At 60.6% G+C, this 19567-nt stretch carries 21 protein-coding genes; 10 read left to right on the top strand and 11 right to left on the bottom strand.

Going from position 1 to position 19567, the window contains the following annotated elements; translation table 11 throughout:
• The first annotated feature begins 6 nt into the window (after positions 1-6).
• Positions 7-330: a multidrug transporter gene (locus FBY04_RS16590; protein WP_145315820.1), complete on the top strand. Its 324-nt coding sequence runs from the start codon at positions 7-9 to the stop codon at positions 328-330.
• 161 nt (positions 331-491) lie between these two features.
• On the opposite strand, the gene FBY04_RS16585 is transcribed toward FBY04_RS16590, so the two are convergent.
• The 5 genes from FBY04_RS16585 to FBY04_RS16565 form a co-directional block, all read right to left on the bottom strand.
• Entirely contained in the window at positions 492-743 is a 252-nt protein-coding gene (locus FBY04_RS16585; protein WP_003195146.1) for a YfhL family 4Fe-4S dicluster ferredoxin, read from the bottom strand.
• Between the two features lie 190 nt (positions 744-933).
• Positions 934-1413: a pantetheine-phosphate adenylyltransferase gene (gene coaD, locus FBY04_RS16580; protein WP_003177462.1), complete on the bottom strand. Its 480-nt coding sequence runs from the start codon at positions 1411-1413 to the stop codon at positions 934-936.
• 115 nt (positions 1414-1528) lie between these two features.
• The gene (locus tag FBY04_RS16575) at positions 1529-3124 is read right to left on the bottom strand and encodes a GMC family oxidoreductase (RefSeq protein ID WP_145315819.1); all 1596 of its coding nucleotides are present in this window, start codon (positions 3122-3124) and stop codon (positions 1529-1531) included.
• 168 nt (positions 3125-3292) lie between these two features.
• Entirely contained in the window at positions 3293-3838 is a 546-nt protein-coding gene (locus tag FBY04_RS16570; protein WP_145315818.1) for a twin-arginine translocation pathway signal protein, read from the bottom strand.
• 28 nt (positions 3839-3866) lie between these two features.
• Positions 3867-5297: a coniferyl aldehyde dehydrogenase gene (locus FBY04_RS16565; protein ID WP_084322455.1), complete on the bottom strand. Its 1431-nt coding sequence runs from the start codon at positions 5295-5297 to the stop codon at positions 3867-3869.
• Between the two features lie 146 nt (positions 5298-5443).
• Here FBY04_RS16565 and FBY04_RS16560 point away from each other — a divergent pair, with 146 nt between their 5' ends.
• Positions 5444-6115, top strand: coding sequence for a TetR/AcrR family transcriptional regulator (locus FBY04_RS16560; protein ID WP_084322453.1), 672 nt, complete (start codon positions 5444-5446; stop codon positions 6113-6115).
• A 32-nt stretch (positions 6116-6147) separates the two neighbouring features.
• Entirely contained in the window at positions 6148-7002 is an 855-nt protein-coding gene (locus FBY04_RS16555) for a sulfurtransferase (protein ID WP_084322451.1), read from the top strand.
• A gap of 92 nt (positions 7003-7094) precedes the next feature.
• Here the strand turns inward: FBY04_RS16555 and FBY04_RS16550 are convergent, their stop codons facing one another.
• From FBY04_RS16550 to FBY04_RS16530, 5 genes are read right to left on the bottom strand one after another with little or no spacing between them, the layout of a single operon-like run.
• Positions 7095-7922, bottom strand: a complete 828-nt coding sequence (locus FBY04_RS16550) for an AraC family transcriptional regulator (protein ID WP_145315817.1) — start codon at positions 7920-7922, stop codon at positions 7095-7097.
• A 4-nt stretch (positions 7923-7926) separates the two neighbouring features.
• Complete coding sequence (locus FBY04_RS16545; protein WP_145315816.1) at positions 7927-8925, bottom strand: hydrolase; 999 nt, start codon at positions 8923-8925, stop codon at positions 7927-7929.
• A 55-nt stretch (positions 8926-8980) separates the two neighbouring features.
• Positions 8981-9592: a 16S rRNA (guanine(966)-N(2))-methyltransferase RsmD gene (gene rsmD / locus FBY04_RS16540; RefSeq protein WP_084322447.1), complete on the bottom strand. Its 612-nt coding sequence runs from the start codon at positions 9590-9592 to the stop codon at positions 8981-8983.
• Positions 9592-11082: a pitrilysin family protein gene (locus tag FBY04_RS16535; protein ID WP_084322445.1), complete on the bottom strand. Its 1491-nt coding sequence runs from the start codon at positions 11080-11082 to the stop codon at positions 9592-9594. The genes rsmD and FBY04_RS16535 overlap by 1 nt, the downstream gene beginning before the upstream one ends.
• On the bottom strand, positions 11075-12430 hold the full coding sequence (locus FBY04_RS16530; protein ID WP_145315815.1) for a pitrilysin family protein: 1356 nt from the start codon (positions 12428-12430) through the stop codon (positions 11075-11077). The genes FBY04_RS16535 and FBY04_RS16530 overlap by 8 nt, the downstream gene beginning before the upstream one ends.
• Before the next feature lie 344 nt (positions 12431-12774).
• On the opposite strand from FBY04_RS16530, the gene ftsY reads away from it, so the two are divergent.
• The 4 genes from ftsY to rpoH all read left to right on the top strand — a co-directional run bounded on the left by ftsY (position 12775) and on the right by rpoH (position 16934).
• Complete coding sequence (ftsY, locus tag FBY04_RS16525) at positions 12775-14280, top strand: signal recognition particle-docking protein FtsY (protein WP_145315814.1); 1506 nt, start codon at positions 12775-12777, stop codon at positions 14278-14280.
• Positions 14277-14948: a cell division ATP-binding protein FtsE gene (gene ftsE, locus FBY04_RS16520; protein ID WP_020295825.1), complete on the top strand. Its 672-nt coding sequence runs from the start codon at positions 14277-14279 to the stop codon at positions 14946-14948. The genes ftsY and ftsE overlap by 4 nt, the downstream gene beginning before the upstream one ends.
• Complete coding sequence (gene ftsX / locus FBY04_RS16515) at positions 14945-15967, top strand: permease-like cell division protein FtsX (protein WP_084322439.1); 1023 nt, start codon at positions 14945-14947, stop codon at positions 15965-15967. Before ftsE ends, ftsX begins: the two co-directional genes overlap by 4 nt.
• A gap of 112 nt (positions 15968-16079) precedes the next feature.
• Complete coding sequence (gene rpoH / locus FBY04_RS16510) at positions 16080-16934, top strand: RNA polymerase sigma factor RpoH (protein ID WP_007897890.1); 855 nt, start codon at positions 16080-16082, stop codon at positions 16932-16934.
• 192 nt (positions 16935-17126) lie between these two features.
• Here rpoH and mtgA read toward each other — a convergent pair whose 3' ends face one another.
• Positions 17127-17849, bottom strand: a complete 723-nt coding sequence (gene mtgA, locus FBY04_RS16500) for a monofunctional biosynthetic peptidoglycan transglycosylase (RefSeq protein WP_084322437.1) — start codon at positions 17847-17849, stop codon at positions 17127-17129.
• Between the two features lie 74 nt (positions 17850-17923).
• Between mtgA and FBY04_RS16495 the strand changes: the two genes are divergently transcribed.
• The 3 genes from FBY04_RS16495 to FBY04_RS16485 all read left to right on the top strand — a co-directional run bounded on the left by FBY04_RS16495 (position 17924) and on the right by FBY04_RS16485 (position 19565).
• Positions 17924-18295 (top strand): DUF423 domain-containing protein, encoded by a 372-nt coding sequence (locus FBY04_RS16495; RefSeq protein WP_084322435.1) that lies wholly within the window; start codon positions 17924-17926, stop codon positions 18293-18295.
• A gap of 214 nt (positions 18296-18509) precedes the next feature.
• Positions 18510-18710 (top strand): sulfur carrier protein ThiS, encoded by a 201-nt coding sequence (gene thiS, locus FBY04_RS16490; protein WP_007897898.1) that lies wholly within the window; start codon positions 18510-18512, stop codon positions 18708-18710.
• Between the two features lie 60 nt (positions 18711-18770).
• Positions 18771-19565, top strand: a complete 795-nt coding sequence (locus tag FBY04_RS16485) for a thiazole synthase (RefSeq protein ID WP_017341285.1) — start codon at positions 18771-18773, stop codon at positions 19563-19565.
• Positions 19566-19567 lie beyond the last annotated feature (2 nt).

Below are 19567 nucleotides of genomic sequence, written 5' to 3'. Positions count from 1 at the left end.
CGCGCCATGAACCTGTTTCGAACCTTTGTCGTCGTTATGCTGCTGAGCGTCGGTACGCCAGTGCTGGCGGCAAACACCGGCAGCGGCGATCCGCGCTACACCATCCAGAACCCTCCGGCCTACGCCATGCTCGGCGATTTGCTGATTGCCCGACCTTTGCTGGTCGCGGCAACGGTGATCGGCGCGGGGGCGTTTGTGGTGTCGCTGCCGTTTACCGCACTGGGCGGCAATGTCGGCGATGCGGGACAGGCGCTGGTGGTTGATCCGGCGAAAGCGGCGTTTGTGCGGTGTCTGGGGTGTATCGGGGAGGGGTTTGAGCAGCGGGAGTGAGGTTCAGTTACCTCTTTGGTGTGGCTGATGGCCCTTTAGCGAGCAAGCCCGCTCCCACATTGGATCTGAGTGTTAATCAGATGGTGTGAACACCGCAGATCCAATGTGGGCGCGGGCTTGCTCGCGAAGAGGCCCGAACAGACGCTAAAAAACTATCTGATTCAAGCCTTGCCGGTAATCTTCCGGTACTTCTCCATCAACTGCTCTTCAGTCTCCGGATGCGCCTCGTCCAGTGGAATGCAATCTACCGGACAGACCTGCTGGCACTGAGGTTCGTCGTAGTGGCCGACACACTGTGTGCACAGGTTCGGGTCGATCACATAGATCTCTTCGCCCTGGGAAATGGCGGCGTTCGGGCACTCGGGTTCGCAGACGTCGCAGTTGATGCAATCGTCGGTGATGATCAGGGACATGCTAACTCCAGCCGGGGCGCAAAGCCCGGGCGCAATAAACCAATGCGCAATTGTGCCGCATTGGAGACCGCAGTGCACGCGGGCGCGACGTTCTGTAGGCGCCGGCTTGCTGGCGATAGCGGTGGGTCAGTGAATGTGTGTATTGGCTGGCACGACGCCATCGCCAGCAAGCCGGCTCCTACAGCCGGCGTTATTTCTTGAATCGAAGTGTCAGGGCGTCCGCCACAGCAGGGTGAACGAACTTGGTGATATCGCCGCCCAGGGCCGCGATTTCACGGACCAGCGTCGAGGAGATGAACGAATAACGCTCGGACGGCGTCAGAAACAGGCTTTCCACGTCTGGCGCCAGCTGACGGTTCATGTTGGCCAGCTGAAATTCGTATTCGAAGTCCGAGACTGCGCGCAAACCACGCAGGAACACGTTGGCGTTCTTCTCTTTGGCGAAATGCGCCAACAGCGTCGAGAAGCCGACGACTTCAACGTTCGGCAGATGTTTAGTGACCTCGCGGGCCAGCTCCACACGCTGTTCCAGGGGAAACAACGGGTTTTTTTTCGGGCTGGCAGCGACGGCGATGATCACATGATCGAACAGGCGCGCGGCGCGTTCGACCAAGTCGCCATGGCCCTTGGTAATAGGGTCGAAGGTACCTGGGTACAACACTCGGTTCATCGCGTCGTCCTGGCGGGAGTCCGTTGGGGAGTCGGATGGTATCGCAGCCTTCCCGGTCGGCCAAGTCGCCTTTTGGGTAAGAAAGCACTATAGACGATGGGAATAGTCGCTCTTTTCACGGGTTTTTCAAACGTTCGGCGAGCGAAGTCGCCAGTTGCGCCGTCAGCCCGTAAACCGACAATTGCGGGTTTGCGCCAATGCTGGTGGGGAACAGCGAGCCATCGTGGATCGACAGGTTGCTGAGTTGATGATGCCGGCCAAGGCTGTCGGTCACGGCGTTTTTCGGGTCTTCACCCATGGCACAACCGCCCATCACATGGGCACTGCCCAGGCGGGTGCGATACAGCTCAAGGCTCAACCCATCGATCAGCGTGCGCGCTTCGGCCAGGGTTTTCACGTAGCGCGCGTCGGCGTGCATCGGCATGACGGCGTTGGCGCCACCGGCGAACTGGATCTCGGCCATGCTGTGGAACGCGCGGCGCAAACCGTCCCAGGCGTAGGCTGAAACCTGATAGTCGAGCACCGGCGTGTTGTCACCGCGCAACTCGACGCTGCCGCCGGGACTGTCCGGGTGAAAACCATCGCGCAGTAACGCCAGCATGGCGTGGGTGTGAGGCAGGTTTTTCATGTGCTGCGCGTTTTCCGTGCCGAAACCGCCGAGCAGGGTGGCCGCCAGCGCCGGGTGCAGCGGTGGCACTTCGAGCTTGTAAGCCATCTTGCCGGTCGTGCCGTCCTGCCATTGGAAGTGATCGGAGTAGATCGACTGCGGCGCGCCATAGAAAGGGTTGATCACCTCATCGAACAGCCCGGCGGACATGTTGACCAGATGCAGAAAGGTCCGTTTGCCCAGCCGCTTGTGCGGGTCTGGCGCGTCCGAGCGCAACAGTAGTGCTGGGCTGTTGATCCCGCCGCCGGCCAGCACGTAATGCCGCGCCTTGACCGTGATCGTCTTGCCCGTGGGGGCGACGCAACGGTCGTCCATCGCCACACACTGCAGGCTCGTCACCTTGCCGTCCTTGATCACCAGTTGTTCAGCGCGGGTCAGGTAAATCAGCTCGCCGCCCTTTTCCAGGGTCGCCGGAATCGTCGTCACCATCATCGATTGCTTGGCGTTGGTCGGGCAGCCCATGCCGCAATAACCGAGGTTCCAGCAGCCACGCACGTTGCGCGGGATGACGTGCCAGGTGTAACCGAGCTTCTCGCAGCCCTTGCGGATCACGTCGTTGTTGGCATTGGGCGGAACCATCCACGGTGCGACGCCGAGACGCTGTTCCACTTTCTCGAACCATGGCGCCATCTCCGCCGGGCTGTGGCCTTTGACGTTGTGCTCCCGGGCCCAGTGTTCGAGCGTCGGGTCCGGGGTGCGAAAGCTCGATGTCCAGTTGATCAGTGTGGTGCCGCCCACGGCCCGACCTTGAAGGATAGTGATCGCGCCGTCCTTGCTCATGCGGCCGATGCCTTCCTGATAGAGGCTGGTGTAGGCCTGGTCTTCGAGCATTTTGAAATCGCTGCTGGTCTTGAGCGGGCCTTCTTCGATCAGCAACACCTTGTAGCCGGCGGCGCTGAGGATTTCGGCCGTCGTCCCGCCACCGGCGCCGCTGCCGATGATCGCTACATCCGCTTCGAGGGTCAGGTCCTCGGTCAGTTGCGCGCCGTTGTGGGTTTTCCAGCCGCGGGCCATGCCTTCGCGGAACGGATCGGGTACGGGCATGTTCGGGTTCTCTTATTGTTTTTGGGTTTTGTGGTGATGCGGCTGGCGCTTTCGTCGGAATGCCGCCCAGACCAAGCCCGCTCCCACAGGTTTTGAGTCGTTCACAAAAGGGTGGCCCACCTCGGATCCTGTTGGAGCGGACTTGCCCGCGAAGGGGGCGACTCGGTCTCAAACCGTGGGAGGCCCGGGATACCCGCAATGCGCCCACGATTCCGTCCGGCTGTACCACGCCATCATCACCAGTTGCAGCAGCGAGCTGTGCCCCATGCGCAACAGGCTCAGCGAGCTGTTTTCCCAGCGATCAAGAAAATGCCGGATCTCGTCGGCACTGGCGTTTTCCCAACTGCCCCAGATCCCGGTCAGCGGCCCACGCGTCACGGCCATCCCCAGCACATCGAACAATTGCCGGGTCAGCTTGAGCATTTCCGGCGACAGGTGATTCAGGCTGTTATCCAGGCAGTGCAAGGTCTGGTCGACCGCCATCGGAATTTTTCCGGCGAACACGGCGCCATCGAGCATCACCGGAATCAGCGCCCGCAAAAACAGTAGATCGCCGCTGCGCAGCATCGTGAAACCGTCGGCCGGAATGCTCGACGAACAACCGCTGAGGCTCGCGCCCAACCCGGCCGTGGCCAGGAAAGCACTCGCGCCGAGGCTGAATTTAAGCAGGCCGCGCCGTGACAGCGCGGGTGTAGCGGACAGGCCTGGGCTCATTATTGTTATTACCCGATGGATTTGATCGTTAGCGGATAAACAGCTTCTGGATCAGTTTCTGGATGGATTTGCCGTACGGCGGGTAGATCAGCTTCGCCGCGTTGAAACGCTGTTTGATCAGTACACCTTTGGCCTTGCTGAAGGTCAGGAAGCCTTCGTGGCCGTGGTAATGACCCATGCCCGAGGCGCCGATGCCGCCGAACGGCATGTCGTCCTGGGCAACATGCAGCAACGTGTCGTTCAGGCACACGCCACCGGAATGGGTCTCGTGCAGGACGCGGTTTTGTTCGCGCTTGTCGTAGCCGAAGTAATACAGCGCCAACGGACGAGGTCGCTGGCTGATGTAGGCAAACGCTTCATCCAGGTCCTTGTACGGAACGATCGGCAGCAAAGGGCCGAAGATTTCATCCTGCATCACCATCATCTCGTCCGTGACGTTGAGCAGCAGGCTATGGCTCATTCGGCGGCCCTGACCCTGGTCGAACAGCGGGATCAGCAGCGCGCCTTTGCTGGTGGCATCGCTGATGTAGCCGTTGAGCCGGGCCAGTTGTCGGTCATTGATGATGGCGGTGTAGTCCGGGTTGTCAGCCAGTGTCGGATAAAATCCGCGAACCGCCTGGCGATAGGCTTCGATGAAAGAGCCTACGCGGTCTTCCGGCACCAGCACGTAGTCCGGGGCCACGCAGGTTTGTCCGGCGTTGAGCGTCTTGCCGAACGCGATGCGTTCGGCGGCATCTTTCAAGGGCACGTCGCGGGAAACGATGGCCGGGGATTTTCCGCCGAGTTCCAGCGTCACCGGCGTCAGGTTTTCGGCCGCTGCGCGCATCACATGCTTGCCGATGCTGGTGGCACCGGTGAACAACAAGTGATCGAAACGCAGGCGAGAGAACGCCACGCCGATATCGGCCTCGCCGAGCACCACGCACACCAGGTCTTCGGGAAAGATCCGGCCCAGCAATGCCTTGAGCAGCAAGCCGGTGGCGGGGGTCGACTCGCTGAGTTTTAGCATCACCCGGTTGCCCGCCGACAATGCGCCCACCAAAGGGCCGATGGCCAGGTACAGCGGGTAGTTCCAAGGGACGATCACCCCGACCACGCCCAACGGCTGATAAACGACTTTGGCCGAGGCGGGCTGAAAGGCAACGCCGACTTTGCGCCGTGAAGGCTTCATCCAGCCATTGAGGTGCTGACTGGCGTAATGAATGCCGTGCAGGCTCGGCATCAGTTCGGCGAGCAGGGTTTCATCGGCGCTGCGATGGCTGAAGTCCTGACTGATGGCGTCAATCAGCGCCTGGCGTTCAGTGCTCAGCAAATCCCGCAAAGCCTTGAGCCATTGCTGGCGCTGCGCCGCGGGCGGCATCGGGTTGGCGGCATAGGCTGCGCGCTGGGCGTCGAACAGGGTTTGGAGCTCTTCCAGTGGCTGCTGCAGATTCTGGAGGTAGGCAATTTCAGCAGTCATGGTCATCTCCGGATTTATCGTTGTGACGAGCTTTTTAGAGTCTATACTCTATAAAGTCAAATACCATCCTGGCGCCGTGTTGTTTTATCCACGGGCGGATAGGTCGTAAGATGCCCGTCAACGCCCTCTGAATTAAAGCTCAAGCCATGGCCCCACGGATCAAAACCAGCGAGCGCATCGTGCAGAACAGCCTGGAGCTGTTCAATCAGCAGGGCGAACGCAGCGTCAGCACCAACCACATTGCTGCCCATATGGAAATTTCCCCGGGCAACCTGTACTACCACTTCCCCAACAAGCAGGCGATCATCGCCGTGTTGTTCAGTGAGTACGAAAGCCTGGTCGACAGCTTCCTGCGCCCGCCCCAGGGGCGCGCCGCGACAGTGGAGGACAAGCGTTACTACCTCCAGGAGTTGCTGGCAGCCATGTGGCGCTACCGGTTTTTGCACCGCGACCTCGAGCACCTGCTCGACAGCGATCCGGAACTGGCCGCCCGTTATCGGCGTTTTTCCCAGCGCTGCGTGATCCAGGGCACGGCGATCTACAAAGGGTTCGTCGAGGCCGGCATCCTGGAAATGGACCGGGTGCAGATCGAGTCCCTGACGCTCAATGCCTGGATCATCCTGACGTCCTGGGTGCGTTTCCTGTGCACCACGCGGGAGAACTCCAATCACCTGAGCGAACAGGCGATAAAGCGTGGGGTGTACCAGGTGCTGGTACTGGAAGCAGGGTTTGTCACGGATCAATCCCGCGATGCGGTAAACGCCTTGTTCGAGGAGTTTTACGTGCCGTTGGCGCAAGCCCTGGAAGAAGTACAGTAGGATCAGACATCGCCTAATTACTGGAGCCCGTTATGCCCATTGCGCAATTGATCAGCCCGCAAGCACTGGACCTGAAAAAGGAGCAGCCGGGGCTGGTGATTCTGGATTGTCGTTTTGCCCTCGACGACCCGGATTACGGCCAGCGCAGCTATGCCGAAGGGCATATCGCCGGGTCGAGTTTTGCCGATCTTGAGCGCGACTTGAGCGGGGCAGTGATCAAAGGGGTGACCGGGCGCCATCCGTTGCCCGAGCCTGAAGACTTGATCGAGCGTTTGCAGACCTGGGGCATCAATGCCGACAGCGATGTGGTCTTGTATGACGACGGTCCAGGCGCCTACGCGGCGCGGGCCTGGTGGTTGCTGGCCTGGCTGGGCAAGCGCGATGGCGTGTTCATCCTCGATGGCGGGCTCAAGGCCTGGCACGCGGCGGGTTTGCCCCTGAGCCTCGATGCTCCCGGTGTTGAACGTGGCACCTTTACCGGGACGCCGGACAATGCGCTGGTCCTGAGCGCCGAACAGCTTCAGCAGCGTCTCGGCCAACCCGAGCTGACCTTGCTCGATGCCCGGGCCTTGCCGCGTTTCAAGGGCGAAGTGGAACCCATCGACCCGATTGCCGGACACATTCCCGGGGCGCAATGCGCGGCGTTCACCGACAACCTGGGCAGCGACGGGCATTTCCTGCCGGCCGATCAGCTCAAGCAGCGGTTTGCCGCGAAACTCGGCAATCGCTCACCGACTGATCTGGTCGCGTACTGCGGCTCCGGCGTGACGGCGTGCCATAACCTGTTCGCCTTGTGCCTCGCGGGTTATCCGTTGGGTTCGTTGTATGCCGGGTCGTGGAGCGAGTGGATCAACGAGCCTGCGCGAGGCATCGCCACCGGCGAATAACACAATCCCCTGTAGGAGCCGGCTTGCTGGCGATAAGGACGCTGCGGTGTTTCAGACAGACCGGGTTGTCCCAATCGCCAGCAAGCCGGCTCCTACAATAGAGCTCTGCGATACGCCCCCGGCCCCACCCCGTAAACCTGCTTGAACTGGCGATTCAGGTGACTCTGGTCGGCAAACCCCAATTGCGTAGCCACTTCCAGCGGTAAACATCCACTCTGCAATAACCTTCGTGCCCGGGCGATGCGTTGCTGTATCAGCCAGGTGTGCGGTGGCATGCCTGTGGCGCGGCGGAATACCCGGGCGAAGTGGAACGGCGACAGGTTCACCGCTGCCGCGAGTTCTTCCAGCGACGGCGGTGCCGCCAATTGCGCCTGCAGCAGTTCCTTGGCCAAGCTCACCGCCCGGTGTTCCTTGCCAGGTTTACCGGCGTTCGGGACGGCGGCGTGACGTTGCAGCAACGACAGCATCATTTCCCGCCAGGCGGTCTGCTGTTGCAGGGCGGTGGACGGCGTTTCGAGCAGGCGATGCAGTTGGCAGAAACCCTTCACCAGATCGGGATCGCGATACAGCGTTGCGCCAAATGCGGGCAAGGTGTGGGTCGGCAGTTCCAGCTCGGTCAGCAGCGAGAGAATCTGCTCGCTGTCGGGATAAAACGCCCGGTACAGCCAGCCGTCCTCCGTACCCTTGTGACCGGTGTGCAATTCATCCGGGTTGATCAACACCAGCGTGCCGCTGCCCGCCAGGTGTTCGGCGCCGCGATAGCGATAACGCTGGGCGCCGGCCATGATCATGCCGATCACGTAACCGTCATGCACATGGGGGGCGAAACGGTGTTCGATGTAGCGCGCGGACAACAACTCGACCCCGGCCAACGGTGCCGTTTGCCAGAAACGGATCGACTCGCCCTGATCGGTATCCATCGGTTTACCCGCGACCCACGGCGGCCAGCCACTGCGGGATGCGCCGTTCCAGGTAGTAACCCGGTTGCCGGAACGTGCCATCGACGAAGCCGACATGCCCGCCCTTGGCTTGCAGCTCGAACTGGGTGCAGGCGGACAATTCCTCAGCGGACGGCAGGCTGTGAGGAAACACAAACGGGTCGTCGGCAGCATGGATGATCAGCGTCGGCGTACGAATTTCCCCAAGGAAATAGCGGCTCGAGGCGCGGCGATAGTAATCCTGTGCATCGGTGAAGCCATGCAGCGGCGCGGTGACCCGGCCATCGAAATCCCAGAAGGTGCGCATGTTTTCCAGCGAGCCCAGGGCGGCCAGCTTCACCAGGCCATCCTCGCGTCCGTCATGCTGGAATTGCCGTTGCTTGTTCTTGATGTAGGTGACCATCTCGCGCATGAAGTGCGCCTGATACACCTTCGAGAACCCCTGGCCGATACGGTCGGCGCATTGATCGAGCCGAAACGGCACCGACACCGCCACAGCGCCGAGCACGCCGCTGTCGCTGCCGGTCTCACCCAGGTGTTTGAGCAAAACGTTGCCACCGAGGGAATAACCGACCGCGTACAGCGGCGCGAGCGGCCGTTTGGCCCGCAGGTGTCTGATGGTTTCGGCGAGGTCTTCACTGGCGCCGGAATGGTAGCTGCGAGGCAACAGATTGGGTTCGCCCGAACAGCCGCGCCAGTTCAGCGCAACACTGGCCCAGCCCAGGGTGCCCAGCGCCTTCTGCACACCGGCCACGTAAGGCGAATTGGAAGAACCGGTCAGGCCGTGCAACACCAGCACCAGCGGTGTATCGGCGCTGTGCGGGCCGTGCCAGTCCAGGTCAAGAAAGTCGCCATCCTCGAGCCACAAGCGTTCGCGCTCGCGTTCGATGTGCGTGGTTTTGCGCCATAGCGGTCCCCACAAGGTTTGCAAGTGCGGGTTGCCAAGGCCGAAGGCAGGGGTGAAGCGTTCTGGCGGAAAAGACACGATGGCTCTCGATACAGCGGTGCGCAACCTGTGCGCACCTTTTCAGGCCGGTCGGTTAACCGGCGATCTCTGTCATACGTTGCCACAACGAGTAGTAGACGCGCCCGGATTTTTGCTCGCGGTGCAGGCGCCAGTTGGCCGGCAAACCGAGTGTTGAGGGGGCTGTTTCGCTTTCGGTGTACACCCAGGCGTCGTTCGCCAGCCATTGGCGCTCTTCGAGCAGGGTGCAGACGGTAGGCAACAGGTTCTGGTTGAACGGCGGATCGAGGAACACCAGGTCGTAAGCGACCGCTGGCTGGGTTTCCAGGTAGCGCAGGGCATCGGCCGTCTGAATCTGGCCGGTGGTGCAGCGCAGGGTGCCCAGATGTTCCTTGATGCTTGAGACCGCGATGTTGCTGGCGTCCAGCGCCTGGCCCATCGCCGCACCACGGGACAGTGCCTCGAGGAACAACGCGCCGCTACCGGCGAATGGGTCAAAGACCTTGGCCCCGGGCACATACGGTGCGAGCCAGTTGAACAAGGTTTCACGCACGCGATCTGGCGTGGGGCGCAGGCCCGGTGCATCGGGGAAGCTCAGCTTTCGGCTGCCCCATTCACCGCCGATGATGCGCAGTTGGTTCACGCCGTTGTGCACGTTGTGAACAGGTTTTTTAGGACGAGTGGCCATTAATGCTCCGGAACCCCGAGCGGCTGCTCGGCAGGTTTATCAGTAGGGGCCGGTAACGGCTTTTGCGGCACGGTCGGGCCAGCGCTGACGATGACCATTTTGTCCGTACTCAGGTGTTTGTTCAGTGCGGTTTTGACTTGCTCGACGGTCAGGCTCTGGGACTGCTGCATGAAGTCCTCCAGATGGCTCAACGGCAGGTTGTAGAAACCCATCGCGCCGAGCTGGCCGACGATATCGGCATTGCTGGCGGTGGACAGCGGGAAGCTGCCGGCCAGTTCACGCTTGGCGTCGTCGAGCTCTTTCTCGGTCGGTCCGGTTTTAAGGTAGTCGGCGAGTACGTCCTGCACCAGTTTCAGCGTGCCTTCGCTCATCTCGGCGCGGGTTTGCAGGTTGATCATGAACGGGCCGCGCGCCTGCATCGGCGTAAAGCCCGAATACACGCCGTACGTCAGGCCGCGCTTCTCGCGCACTTCGCTCATCAAACGGGTGCCGAAGCCCCCGCCGCCGAGGATCTGGTTGCCCATGGACAGCGCGGCGTAATCCGGGTCGTCACGGTCGATGCCCAGTTGCGCGAGCATCAGGTTGGTCTGCTTGGACGGAAACTCGATGTGGCCAATGCTGGCTTTCGGCTCGACCGGTTGCGGCAGTTTCGCCAATGCAGGGCCTTTTGGCAGCGCGCCGGAGACTTGCGCAGCAATCGCCTCGGCCTCGGCGCGAGAAAGGTCACCCACCAGCGCAATCACCACGTTGCCCGCGGCGTAGGCTTTCTCATGGAAAGCCTTCAGCTGAGCCAGGGTAATCGCTGGAACGGTTTTCGCCGTGCCATCGCTGGAATGCGCATACGGGTGGTCGCCGTACAAGCGGTTCATCAGCTCGATGCTGGCCAGTTTGCCGGGGTTCTGTTTCTGGTATTCGAAGCCGGCGAGCATCTGGTTCTTGATGCGCGCAAATGAATCGGCGGGGAAGGTCGGTTTGCCGACAACTTCAGAGAACAGTTTCAGCGCAGGCTCGCGTTTGTCGGCGGCACTGAGGCTGCGCAACGAGGCCAGTGCCATGTCCTTGAACGCGCCGTTGCCGAAGTCGGCACCCAGACCTTCGAAGCCCTGAGCGATAGCGCCGACATCTTTGCCGGCCACGCCTTCGTTGAGCATCGCGTTGGTCAGCACGGACAGTCCCGGCGCATCGCCGTCCTGGCTGCTGCCGGCAGCGAAGATCAGACGCATGTCGAACATCGGCAACTCGCGGGCTTCAACGAACAGCACCTTGGCGCCTTCGGCGGTGTTCCAGGTTTGCACGTTGAGCGAACGGCGGCTCGGTGCCTTGCCGTTGAGTTCGGCCAGCGATTGCAGTTTCTGGCTGGACTTGGCCTTGTCAAAGGCTTCGCTGGCGTTGGAGTGGTCGGTCTTCAGGAAATAGAAGGCCGCGGAGCCAATCAATGCGACAGCGACCAGGCCGATCAGGGCCAGGCGTGGTTTTTTACGCTCACTCATGAGTCGTCTCCAGTGGCAGGACATGGGCGACGCTGAGACGTTCGCGGGTGAAATACAGCTTGGCGGCTTTCTGGATGTCTTCTGGCGTGACGCTTTCCAGTTCGGCCAGTTCGGTGTCCATCAGTTTCCAGGACAGGCCGACGGTTTCCAGTTGGCCGATGGCGGTGGCCTGGCTGGTGATCGAATCACGCTCGTAGACCAGACCGGCAATCACTTGAGCCCGCACACGTTCCAGTTCTTCGGCGGACGGCGCGGTGGTTTTCAGCTGTTCGAGCAACTTCCACAGGCCTGCTTCGGCCTGGGCCATGGTTTTCTTTTTCTGAGTGTTGGGCGTCGCCGACAAGGTGAACAGGCTGTCGCCGCGGGTGTAGGCGTCGTAGCTCGACGAGCCGCCGGACACCAGTTCTTCGCCGCGTTCCAGTTGCGTCGGGATGCGGCCGCTGTAGCCGCCGTCGAGCAAGGCCGAGATCAGGCGCAAGGCGTGGACCGAACGCTTGTCTTCGGCGGTGGCGATGCTCGGTACGTTGAAGCCCAGCATCAGGCTCGGCAGTTGCGTCTGCACATGCAGAGTGATCTGGCGTTCGCCGGGCTCGGCCAGTTCGACCGGTTTTTTCGCCGGCGGTACATCACGCTTGGCGATCGGACCGAAGTAGCGCTGTGCCAGGGTTTTCACTTCGTCCGGGGTCACGTCACCGACGACCACCAGCGTGGCGTTGTTCGGCACGTACCAGGATTGGTACCAGTGGCGCAGCTCTTCGACCTTCATGCGGTCGAGGTCCGCCATCCAGCCGATGGTCGGCGTGTGATAGCCGCTGGCCGGGTAGGCCATGGCCTTGAAGCGTTCGTAGGCCTTGGACATCGGCTTGTCGTCAGTGCGCAAGCGGCGTTCTTCTTTAATAACCTCGATCTCGCGGGCGAACTCGTCGGCCGGCAGGCGCAGGCTGGCCATGCGGTCGGCTTCGAGCTCGAAGGCCACGCCCAGACGGTCGCGGGCCAACACTTGATAGTAGGCAGTGAAGTCGTCGCTGGTGAAGGCGTTCTCTTCCGCGCCGAGGTCGCGCAGGATCAGCGAGGCTTCGCCGGGGCCGACTTTCTCGCTGCCCTTGAACATCATGTGTTCCAGCGCGTGGGACAAACCGGTTTGCCCCGGTGTCTCGTAGCTCGAACCGACCTTGTACCAGACTTGGGAAACCACCACCGGCGCACGATGGTCTTCGCGCACGACGACCTTCAGGCCATTGTCGAGGGTGAATTCGTGGGTGGGTTGCGGATCGGCAGCGAGGGCTGAGAGTGGCAGACAAACTGTGCTGAGCAGCAGGCCTGCAGCGCGGCGGGCTAGAGCATTCATTCGTTTTTTAAACCTGTTGAGCTGCCCGCTTGGTCTTAGCGTCGGCGGGCGAGAGGGTGCTAGGATACTGATCCGTTTTACTGGCGGCCACGCCTATCAGGCCATAGCGTTTGATCAGGTTGTATGGGTTTGCGGCAGAAGGCTACGTTTTATCAACTAAACTCCACCTTTTCGCCGATTTTGCCGCATCAGTCCTTCGTGAAATCGTTTTTGTAAGGCGCCATTTGCACCTCTACAAAATGTTGCGCGTGAACAAGCTGGGTCAATCGCAGTCTGTTCTGCATCGAATATTTATTTGCCGAGGCGCCCTTTGGCGCGTCGCTACCGTGAGATAGCCGTCCTCCATGTTTGGTTCCAACGACGACAAGAAAGCACCAGCTGCGGCTGGCGAGAAGAAAAGCCTGTTCGGATGGCTGCGCAAAAAGCCGCAGGAAACCGTCGTCGAACAGCCACAGTCACATCCTGAGCCAACGCCGGCGCCTGTCATAGAACAAGAGCTGGCGCCGATCGTCATGCCGAATGCCGAGCCGGTGCTGCAGCCGGTGGTTGAGGCACAGGCTGAGGCCCTGGTCGAACAGCCGCTGACGCCAGCCGCCGAGCCGTGGCTGACATTGCCGGTGGCGGAAGAGCCGGTGGCATTGGTCGAAGACGAATTGGCACCGCACATTACGCCGCCGATTCCAGCGCCGACTGCGTTCGCGCCTGAGCCGATTCAGGCGCCGGTGGTTGAACCGATTGTCGAGCCGGTTAGTGTGGCCGCCGAGCTTGCGCCGGTTGTTCCAGAGCCTGTGACTCCTGCATTCGTTGCTCCGGCTGCTCCTGTTGTTCAAGCGCCTGTGCCGGTCGTCGCTCCCGTTGCCGCCGCGCCTGTCGTGCCGGTCGAAACGCCCGCACAGCCTGCGCGCACCGAGGAAACCAAGGCCGGGTTCTTCGCCCGCCTCAAGCAAGGCCTGTCCAAGACCAGCGCCACCATCGGCGAAGGCATGGCTGCCCTGTTCCTGGGCAAGAAGATCATCGATGACGAGCTGCTCGAAGACATCGAAACCCGTTTGCTGACCGCCGACGTGGGCGTCGAAGCCACTTCGGTGATTATCCAGCGCCTGACCCAAAAGGTTGCGCGTAAAGAGCTGGCGGACGCCGACGCTCTGTACAAATCCCTTCAGGCTGAACTGGCTGCAATGCTCAAACCGGTCGAGCAGCCGCTGAAAATCACCTCGCAGAACAAGCCGTTCGTGATTCTGGTCGTCGGCGTCAACGGCGCCGGCAAGACCACCACCATCGGCAAACTGGCGAAGAAACTGCAACTCGAAGGCAAGAAAGTCATGCTCGCGGCGGGCGATACCTTCCGTGCCGCGGCGGTCGAGCAATTGCAGGTCTGGGGCGAGCGCAACAAGATTCCTGTGATCGCCCAGCACACTGGCGCCGACTCGGCTTCGGTAATCTTCGATGCGGTGCAGGCCGCCAAGGCCCGTGGCATTGACGTGTTGATCGCCGACACTGCCGGTCGTCTGCACACCAAAGACAACTTGATGGAAGAGTTGAAGAAGGTTCGCCGGGTTATCAGCAAGCTCGACGCTGACGCACCGCATGAAGTGCTGCTGGTGCTCGATGCCGGCACCGGGCAGAACGCGATCAACCAGGCTAAACAATTCAACCAGACCGTCGAACTGACAGGCCTGGCGCTGACCAAGCTCGATGGCACCGCCAAGGGCGGAGTGATTTTCGCCCTGGCCAAGCAGTTTGGCCTGCCGATTCGCTACATCGGCGTCGGTGAAGGCATCGATGACTTGCGAACTTTTGAAGCAGAACCCTTTGTCCAGGCACTGTTTGCCGAGCGGGAGCGTTCATGATTCGTTTCGAACAGGTCGGTAAACGCTACCCGAACGGTCACGTCGGCTTGCATGAGCTGAGCTTTCGAGTCCGTCGGGGCGAGTTCTTGTTTGTGACCGGCCACTCCGGCGCCGGTAAAAGCACCCTGTTGCGGCTGCTGCTGGCGATGGAACGTCCGACCACCGGCAAATTGCTGCTGGCTGGCCAGGACCTCGGCACCATCAGCAATGCGCAGATCCCTTATCTGCGTCGGCAGATTGGCGTGGTGTTCCAGAATCATCAGTTGCTGTTCGATCGCACGGTGTTCAACAACGTCGCGCTGCCGTTGCAGATTCTTGGTTTGTCCAAGGCCGAAATCGCCAAGCGTGTGGATTCGGCATTGGAGCGTGTGGCGCTGTCGGATAAAACCGACCTGTACCCCGGCGACCTGTCCACCGGCCAGCAACAGCGCGTCGGCATCGCCCGCGCCATCGTCCACCGTCCGGCATTGCTGCTGGCGGATGAGCCGACCGGTAACCTCGATCCGCGTCTGGCCGCCGAGATCATGGGCGTGTTCGAAGACATCAACCGTCTGGGCACCAGCGTGCTGATCGCCAGCCATGACCTGGCCCTGATTGCTCGCATGCGTCATCGCATGCTGACCCTGCAACGCGGCCGACTGATCGGCGACGGGGAGGCCGGCGTATGAGTGCAACACGCAGCCCCAAGGTTTCCGAGCGCGTGGCGCCGAAAGCCGCCGACCCGCAACCGCAGAAGAAAAAACGCGACGATGACGACGGTCCGGATTTCGCCACGTTGTTTCGCGCCTGGGTCGAAAGCCATCGCGCCAGTCTGCTGGACAGTTTGCGTCGCCTGGGCAAACAGCCCATCGGCAGTTTCTTCACCTGCATGGTGATGGCGGTGGCCCTGAGTTTGCCGATGGGCCTGTCACTTTTGCTAAGTAACGTGGAGCGTCTTGGCGGCTCCTGGCAGCGTGCGGCGCAGATTTCCCTTTACCTGCAACTTGAAGCCAGCACGGCTGAAGGCGAGTCGCTGCGTGACCAGATCAAAGGCATTCCGGGCGTAGCTGATGCTGAATATGTCGGCCGCGATCAGGCACTGGAAGAGTTTCAGCAGCAGTCCGGTCTGGGCGAGGCGCTGAAGGAATTGCCGGAAAACCCGTTGCCAGGCGTGGTATTGGTGACGCCGAACGAAGTCGACAAACCCGCGCTTGAAGCATTACGACAAAAACTTTCCGAGTTGCCGAAGGTACAACAGGCACAACTTGATCTAGTCTGGGTAGAGCGTCTGGCAGCCATTCTCAAGCTGGGTGACCGTTTCGTCTTCGGTCTGACCGTGCTTCTGGTTTCTGCATTACTTTTGGTGATAGGCAATACCATTCGTCTTCATATTGAAAACCGCCGCACAGAGATAGAAGTGATTAAACTCGTGGGCGGCACTGACAGCTATGTGCGCAGGCCCTTTCTGTATATGGGCGCGCTGTATGGCTTTGGTGCGGGGATACTTTCCTGGGGTGTATTGGCGTTCGGCCTGAACTGGCTGAACGATGCAGTTGTCGGGCTGGCCGGTTTGTATGGCAGTGATTTCGCACTGGCCGGGGTGCCGGTTGCCGACGGTCTGTCTCTCTTGCTTGGCGCGGTGCTGTTGGGGTATATCGGTGCATGGATTGCAGTCGCACGCCACCTGAGGGAGCTTGCGCCTAAGTAGTATCATTTTGCTCGTATTGACCTTTCAGCGTTTTTGGGAACTTGTCTTTCGGTTTCCGGTCAATTTTCGCAGTGCTGAACTGCACGAGTTTGTAAGTCGGAGGTTTTTTCGTATGACCAATTCTTTGCAACCTGCATATGCTCTGGTCCCGGGTGCGAACCTGGAGGCCTATGTGCACACCGTCAACAGCATTCCTTTGCTGACGCCGGAGCAGGAGCGTGAACTGGCCGAGAGTCTCTATTATGAGCAGGATTTGGGGGCGGCTCGGCAGATGGTGCTCGCCCACCTGCGTTTTGTCGTACATATCGCCCGTAGCTATTCCGGCTACGGCCTGGCTCAGGCTGACCTGATCCAGGAAGGCAACGTCGGCCTGATGAAGGCCGTGAAGCGCTTCAACCCGGAAATGGGTGTGCGTCTGGTCTCGTTCGCCGTGCACTGGATCAAGGCGGAAATCCACGAGTTCATCCTGCGTAACTGGCGCATTGTGAAAGTCGCGACCACCAAGGCCCAGCGCAAGTTGTTCTTCAACCTGCGCAGCCAGAAGAAACGTCTGGCGTGGCTGAACAACGAGGAAGTCCACCGTGTGGCGGAAAGCCTCGGCGTAGAGCCGCGGGAAGTGCGCGAAATGGAAAGTCGCCTGACCGGTCATGACATGGCTTTCGACCCGGCCGCAGAAGCGGACGACGACAGTGCTTTCCAGTCGCCGGCCAACTATCTGGAAGACCACCGGTACGACCCGGCCCGTCAACTGGAAGATGCCGACTGGAGCGACAACTCCAATCACAACCTGCACGAAGCGCTGGAAGTGCTGGACGACCGCAGCCGTGACATCCTCTATCAGCGCTGGTTGGCTGAAGAGAAAGCTACGCTGCACGACCTGGCGCAGAAGTACAACGTGTCGGCCGAGCGTATTCGTCAGCTTGAAAAGAGCGCGATGAACAAGCTCAAGTTGTCGATCGCTGCGTAACCTGCGCGCCCGGCAATAAAAAACGCCCCGATCATTGATCGGGGCGTTTTTGTTGGTGGCCGACTATTCCGACTCACCAACAATCTAATGTGGGAGCGGGCTTGCTCGCGATTGCGGTGCATCAGTCGACATCTATGCTGAATGACACACTGCAATCGCGAGCAAGCCCGCTCCCACATTGGTTTTGTGGTGTTACTGAGCCCAAGGCGCCCGGCGTGAATCGTTGAGCCCCAGCAGATAGCTATCACCACCAAGCTGACTCATCTGCTGCCGAATCCACCCAGCCCGCCGCGCGACGTAGTTGGTTGGATGACTCGCGCTCCACACCCTTGGGTTGGGTAGAACGGCAGCCAGCAAACTCGCTTGCTGGCGCGACAAAGAACGAGCGCCAACACCAAAGTGATGCCGAGCCGCCGCTTCCGCGCCGAACACGCCGTCATCCCACTCGACGCTGTTCAAGTAAACCTCAAGAATCCGCTGCTTGGGCCAGAGCACTTCGATCAACCCGGTAAACCAGGCTTCCAGCCCTTTGCGCAACCAGCTGCGCCCAGACCACAAAAACAGGTTCTTCGACACTTGCTGGCTCAATGTACTGGCGCCGCGCACCGAACCGCCCAGCTCGTTGTGGGCCAGTGCGGCCCGGATTGCACCCAGGTCAAAACCCCAATGCTCCGGGAATTTCTGATCTTCGCCAGCAATCACTGCGACTTTAAGGTCGTCAGAGATTTCATCCCAGGGTTTCCAGGTGCGTTGCAGGTCAATCGGCTCGCCGTCGAACCAGGATTCGATCTTGCGCTCGACCATCAGCGCCGTGCCCGGCGGTGGTACCACGCGAAAAACAAGCACCAGCAATACGCTACCACCCGCGAACCAGAGCAGGGCCTTCGTGAATCGTCGTAAAAATAAACGCAGCATAGAGATGGCTTGGCCGAACCCGTTGAGCGGGCCATTATACAGACCCTGCTGATCGAGTCTGACTGGAGTTCTTCATGCTGCGTGGCTTTCTGATGCTGGCCGCTTTCTTCGGCTTCACCGGTGTTGCCCTTGGCGCGTTTGCCGCCCATGGCCTGAAAAACCGGCTGACGCCTGAATACCTGGCGATCTTCCACACCGGCGTCACCTACCAGCTGGTGCACACCCTGGCGTTATTGGGTGTCGCGCTGCTGGCCACGCAGATTCCCGGGCGCTTGATCACCTGGGCCGGGGCGTCCTTTGCCATCGGCATTTTGCTGTTTTCCGGCAGCCTGTATGTGTTGACCCTGACCGGCGTCAGCAAGCTCGGAATCATCACACCCTTTGGCGGCCTTGCGTTTCTGGTGGGTTGGCTCTGCCTGGGCCTTGCCGCCTGGCGACTGACCTGACCCCGAATCGATCTTGACGTGACCTTGTAGGTACTGCCGAAGGCTGCGATCTTTTGATCTTAAAAGAGCAACATCAAAGGATCGCAGCCTTCGGCAGCTCCTGCAGGATCAGTAGAGCGCCGTGTGCGGGATCGTGTTTCAAGACGAATGGCTTGGGTCGCCAAGACTGATCGGGCTAGAATGCCTGCCCCTAAAAATGATGGCGGCATTCGGCATGCGCATTCAGTTGAACGGCGAATCCCTTGAACTGCCCGACGGTGAAACCGTTGCGGCCCTGCTGACCCGTCTGGAACTGACCGGACGCCGGGTGGCGGTCGAACTCAATCTGGATATCGTCCCGCGCAGCCAGCACGCAGAAACCACGCTGAACGACGGCGATTCCGTCGAAGTGGTGCACGCCATCGGCGGCGGCTAGTCGCCCGGCCCCTAAGGGCACAGAATTCTGCAAGAACCTCACCCCTACAGAGGATTTCCCATGAGCATCGTTCGTAGCGACAAGCCCTTCGTCCTGGCCGGTCGTACTTACCAGTCGCGTTTGCTGGTAGGCACCGGCAAGTACCGCGACATGGAAGAAACCCGCCTGGCCATCGAGGCCTCGGGTGCCGAGATCGTCACCTTCGCCGTGCGCCGGACCAACCTCGGCCAGAATGCGGGCGAACCGAACCTGCTCGAAGTCCTGTCGCCGGATCGCTACACCTTCCTGCCGAACACCGCTGGTTGCTTCGACGCTACCGAGGCCGTGCGCACCTGTCGTCTGGCCCGTGAGCTGCTTGGCGGTCACAACCTGGTGAAGCTGGAAGTGCTGGCGGACCAGAAAACCCTGTTCCCCAACGTGATCGAAACCCTCAAGGCCGCCGAAGTGCTGGTCAAGGAAGGCTTCGACGTGATGGTCTACACCAGCGATGACCCGATCATTGCCCGTCAACTGGCGGAAATCGGCGTTATCGCGGTCATGCCGCTGGCCGGTCTGATCGGCACAGGACTGGGGATCTGCAACCCGTACAACCTGCAGATCATCCTCGAAGAAGCCAAGATTCCGGTGTTGGTGGATGCCGGTGTCGGTACGGCTTCCGACGCCACCATCGCCATGGAGCTGGGTTGCGAAGCGGTGCTGATGAACTCGGCGATCGCCCATGCCCAGCAGCCGATCATGATGGCTGAAGCCATGAAACACGCCATCGTCGCGGGCCGCCTGGCCTACCTCGCCGGCCGCATGCCGAAAAAACTCTATGCCAGCGCCTCTTCGCCGCTGGATGGTCTGATCAAGTAAGA

This window comes from Pseudomonas sp. SJZ080 (assembly GCF_007828295.1).
In the GTDB taxonomy this organism is placed as follows: domain Bacteria; phylum Pseudomonadota; class Gammaproteobacteria; order Pseudomonadales; family Pseudomonadaceae; genus Aquipseudomonas; species Aquipseudomonas migulae_A.
This window is presented reverse-complemented; position numbering and strand designations above follow the sequence as displayed.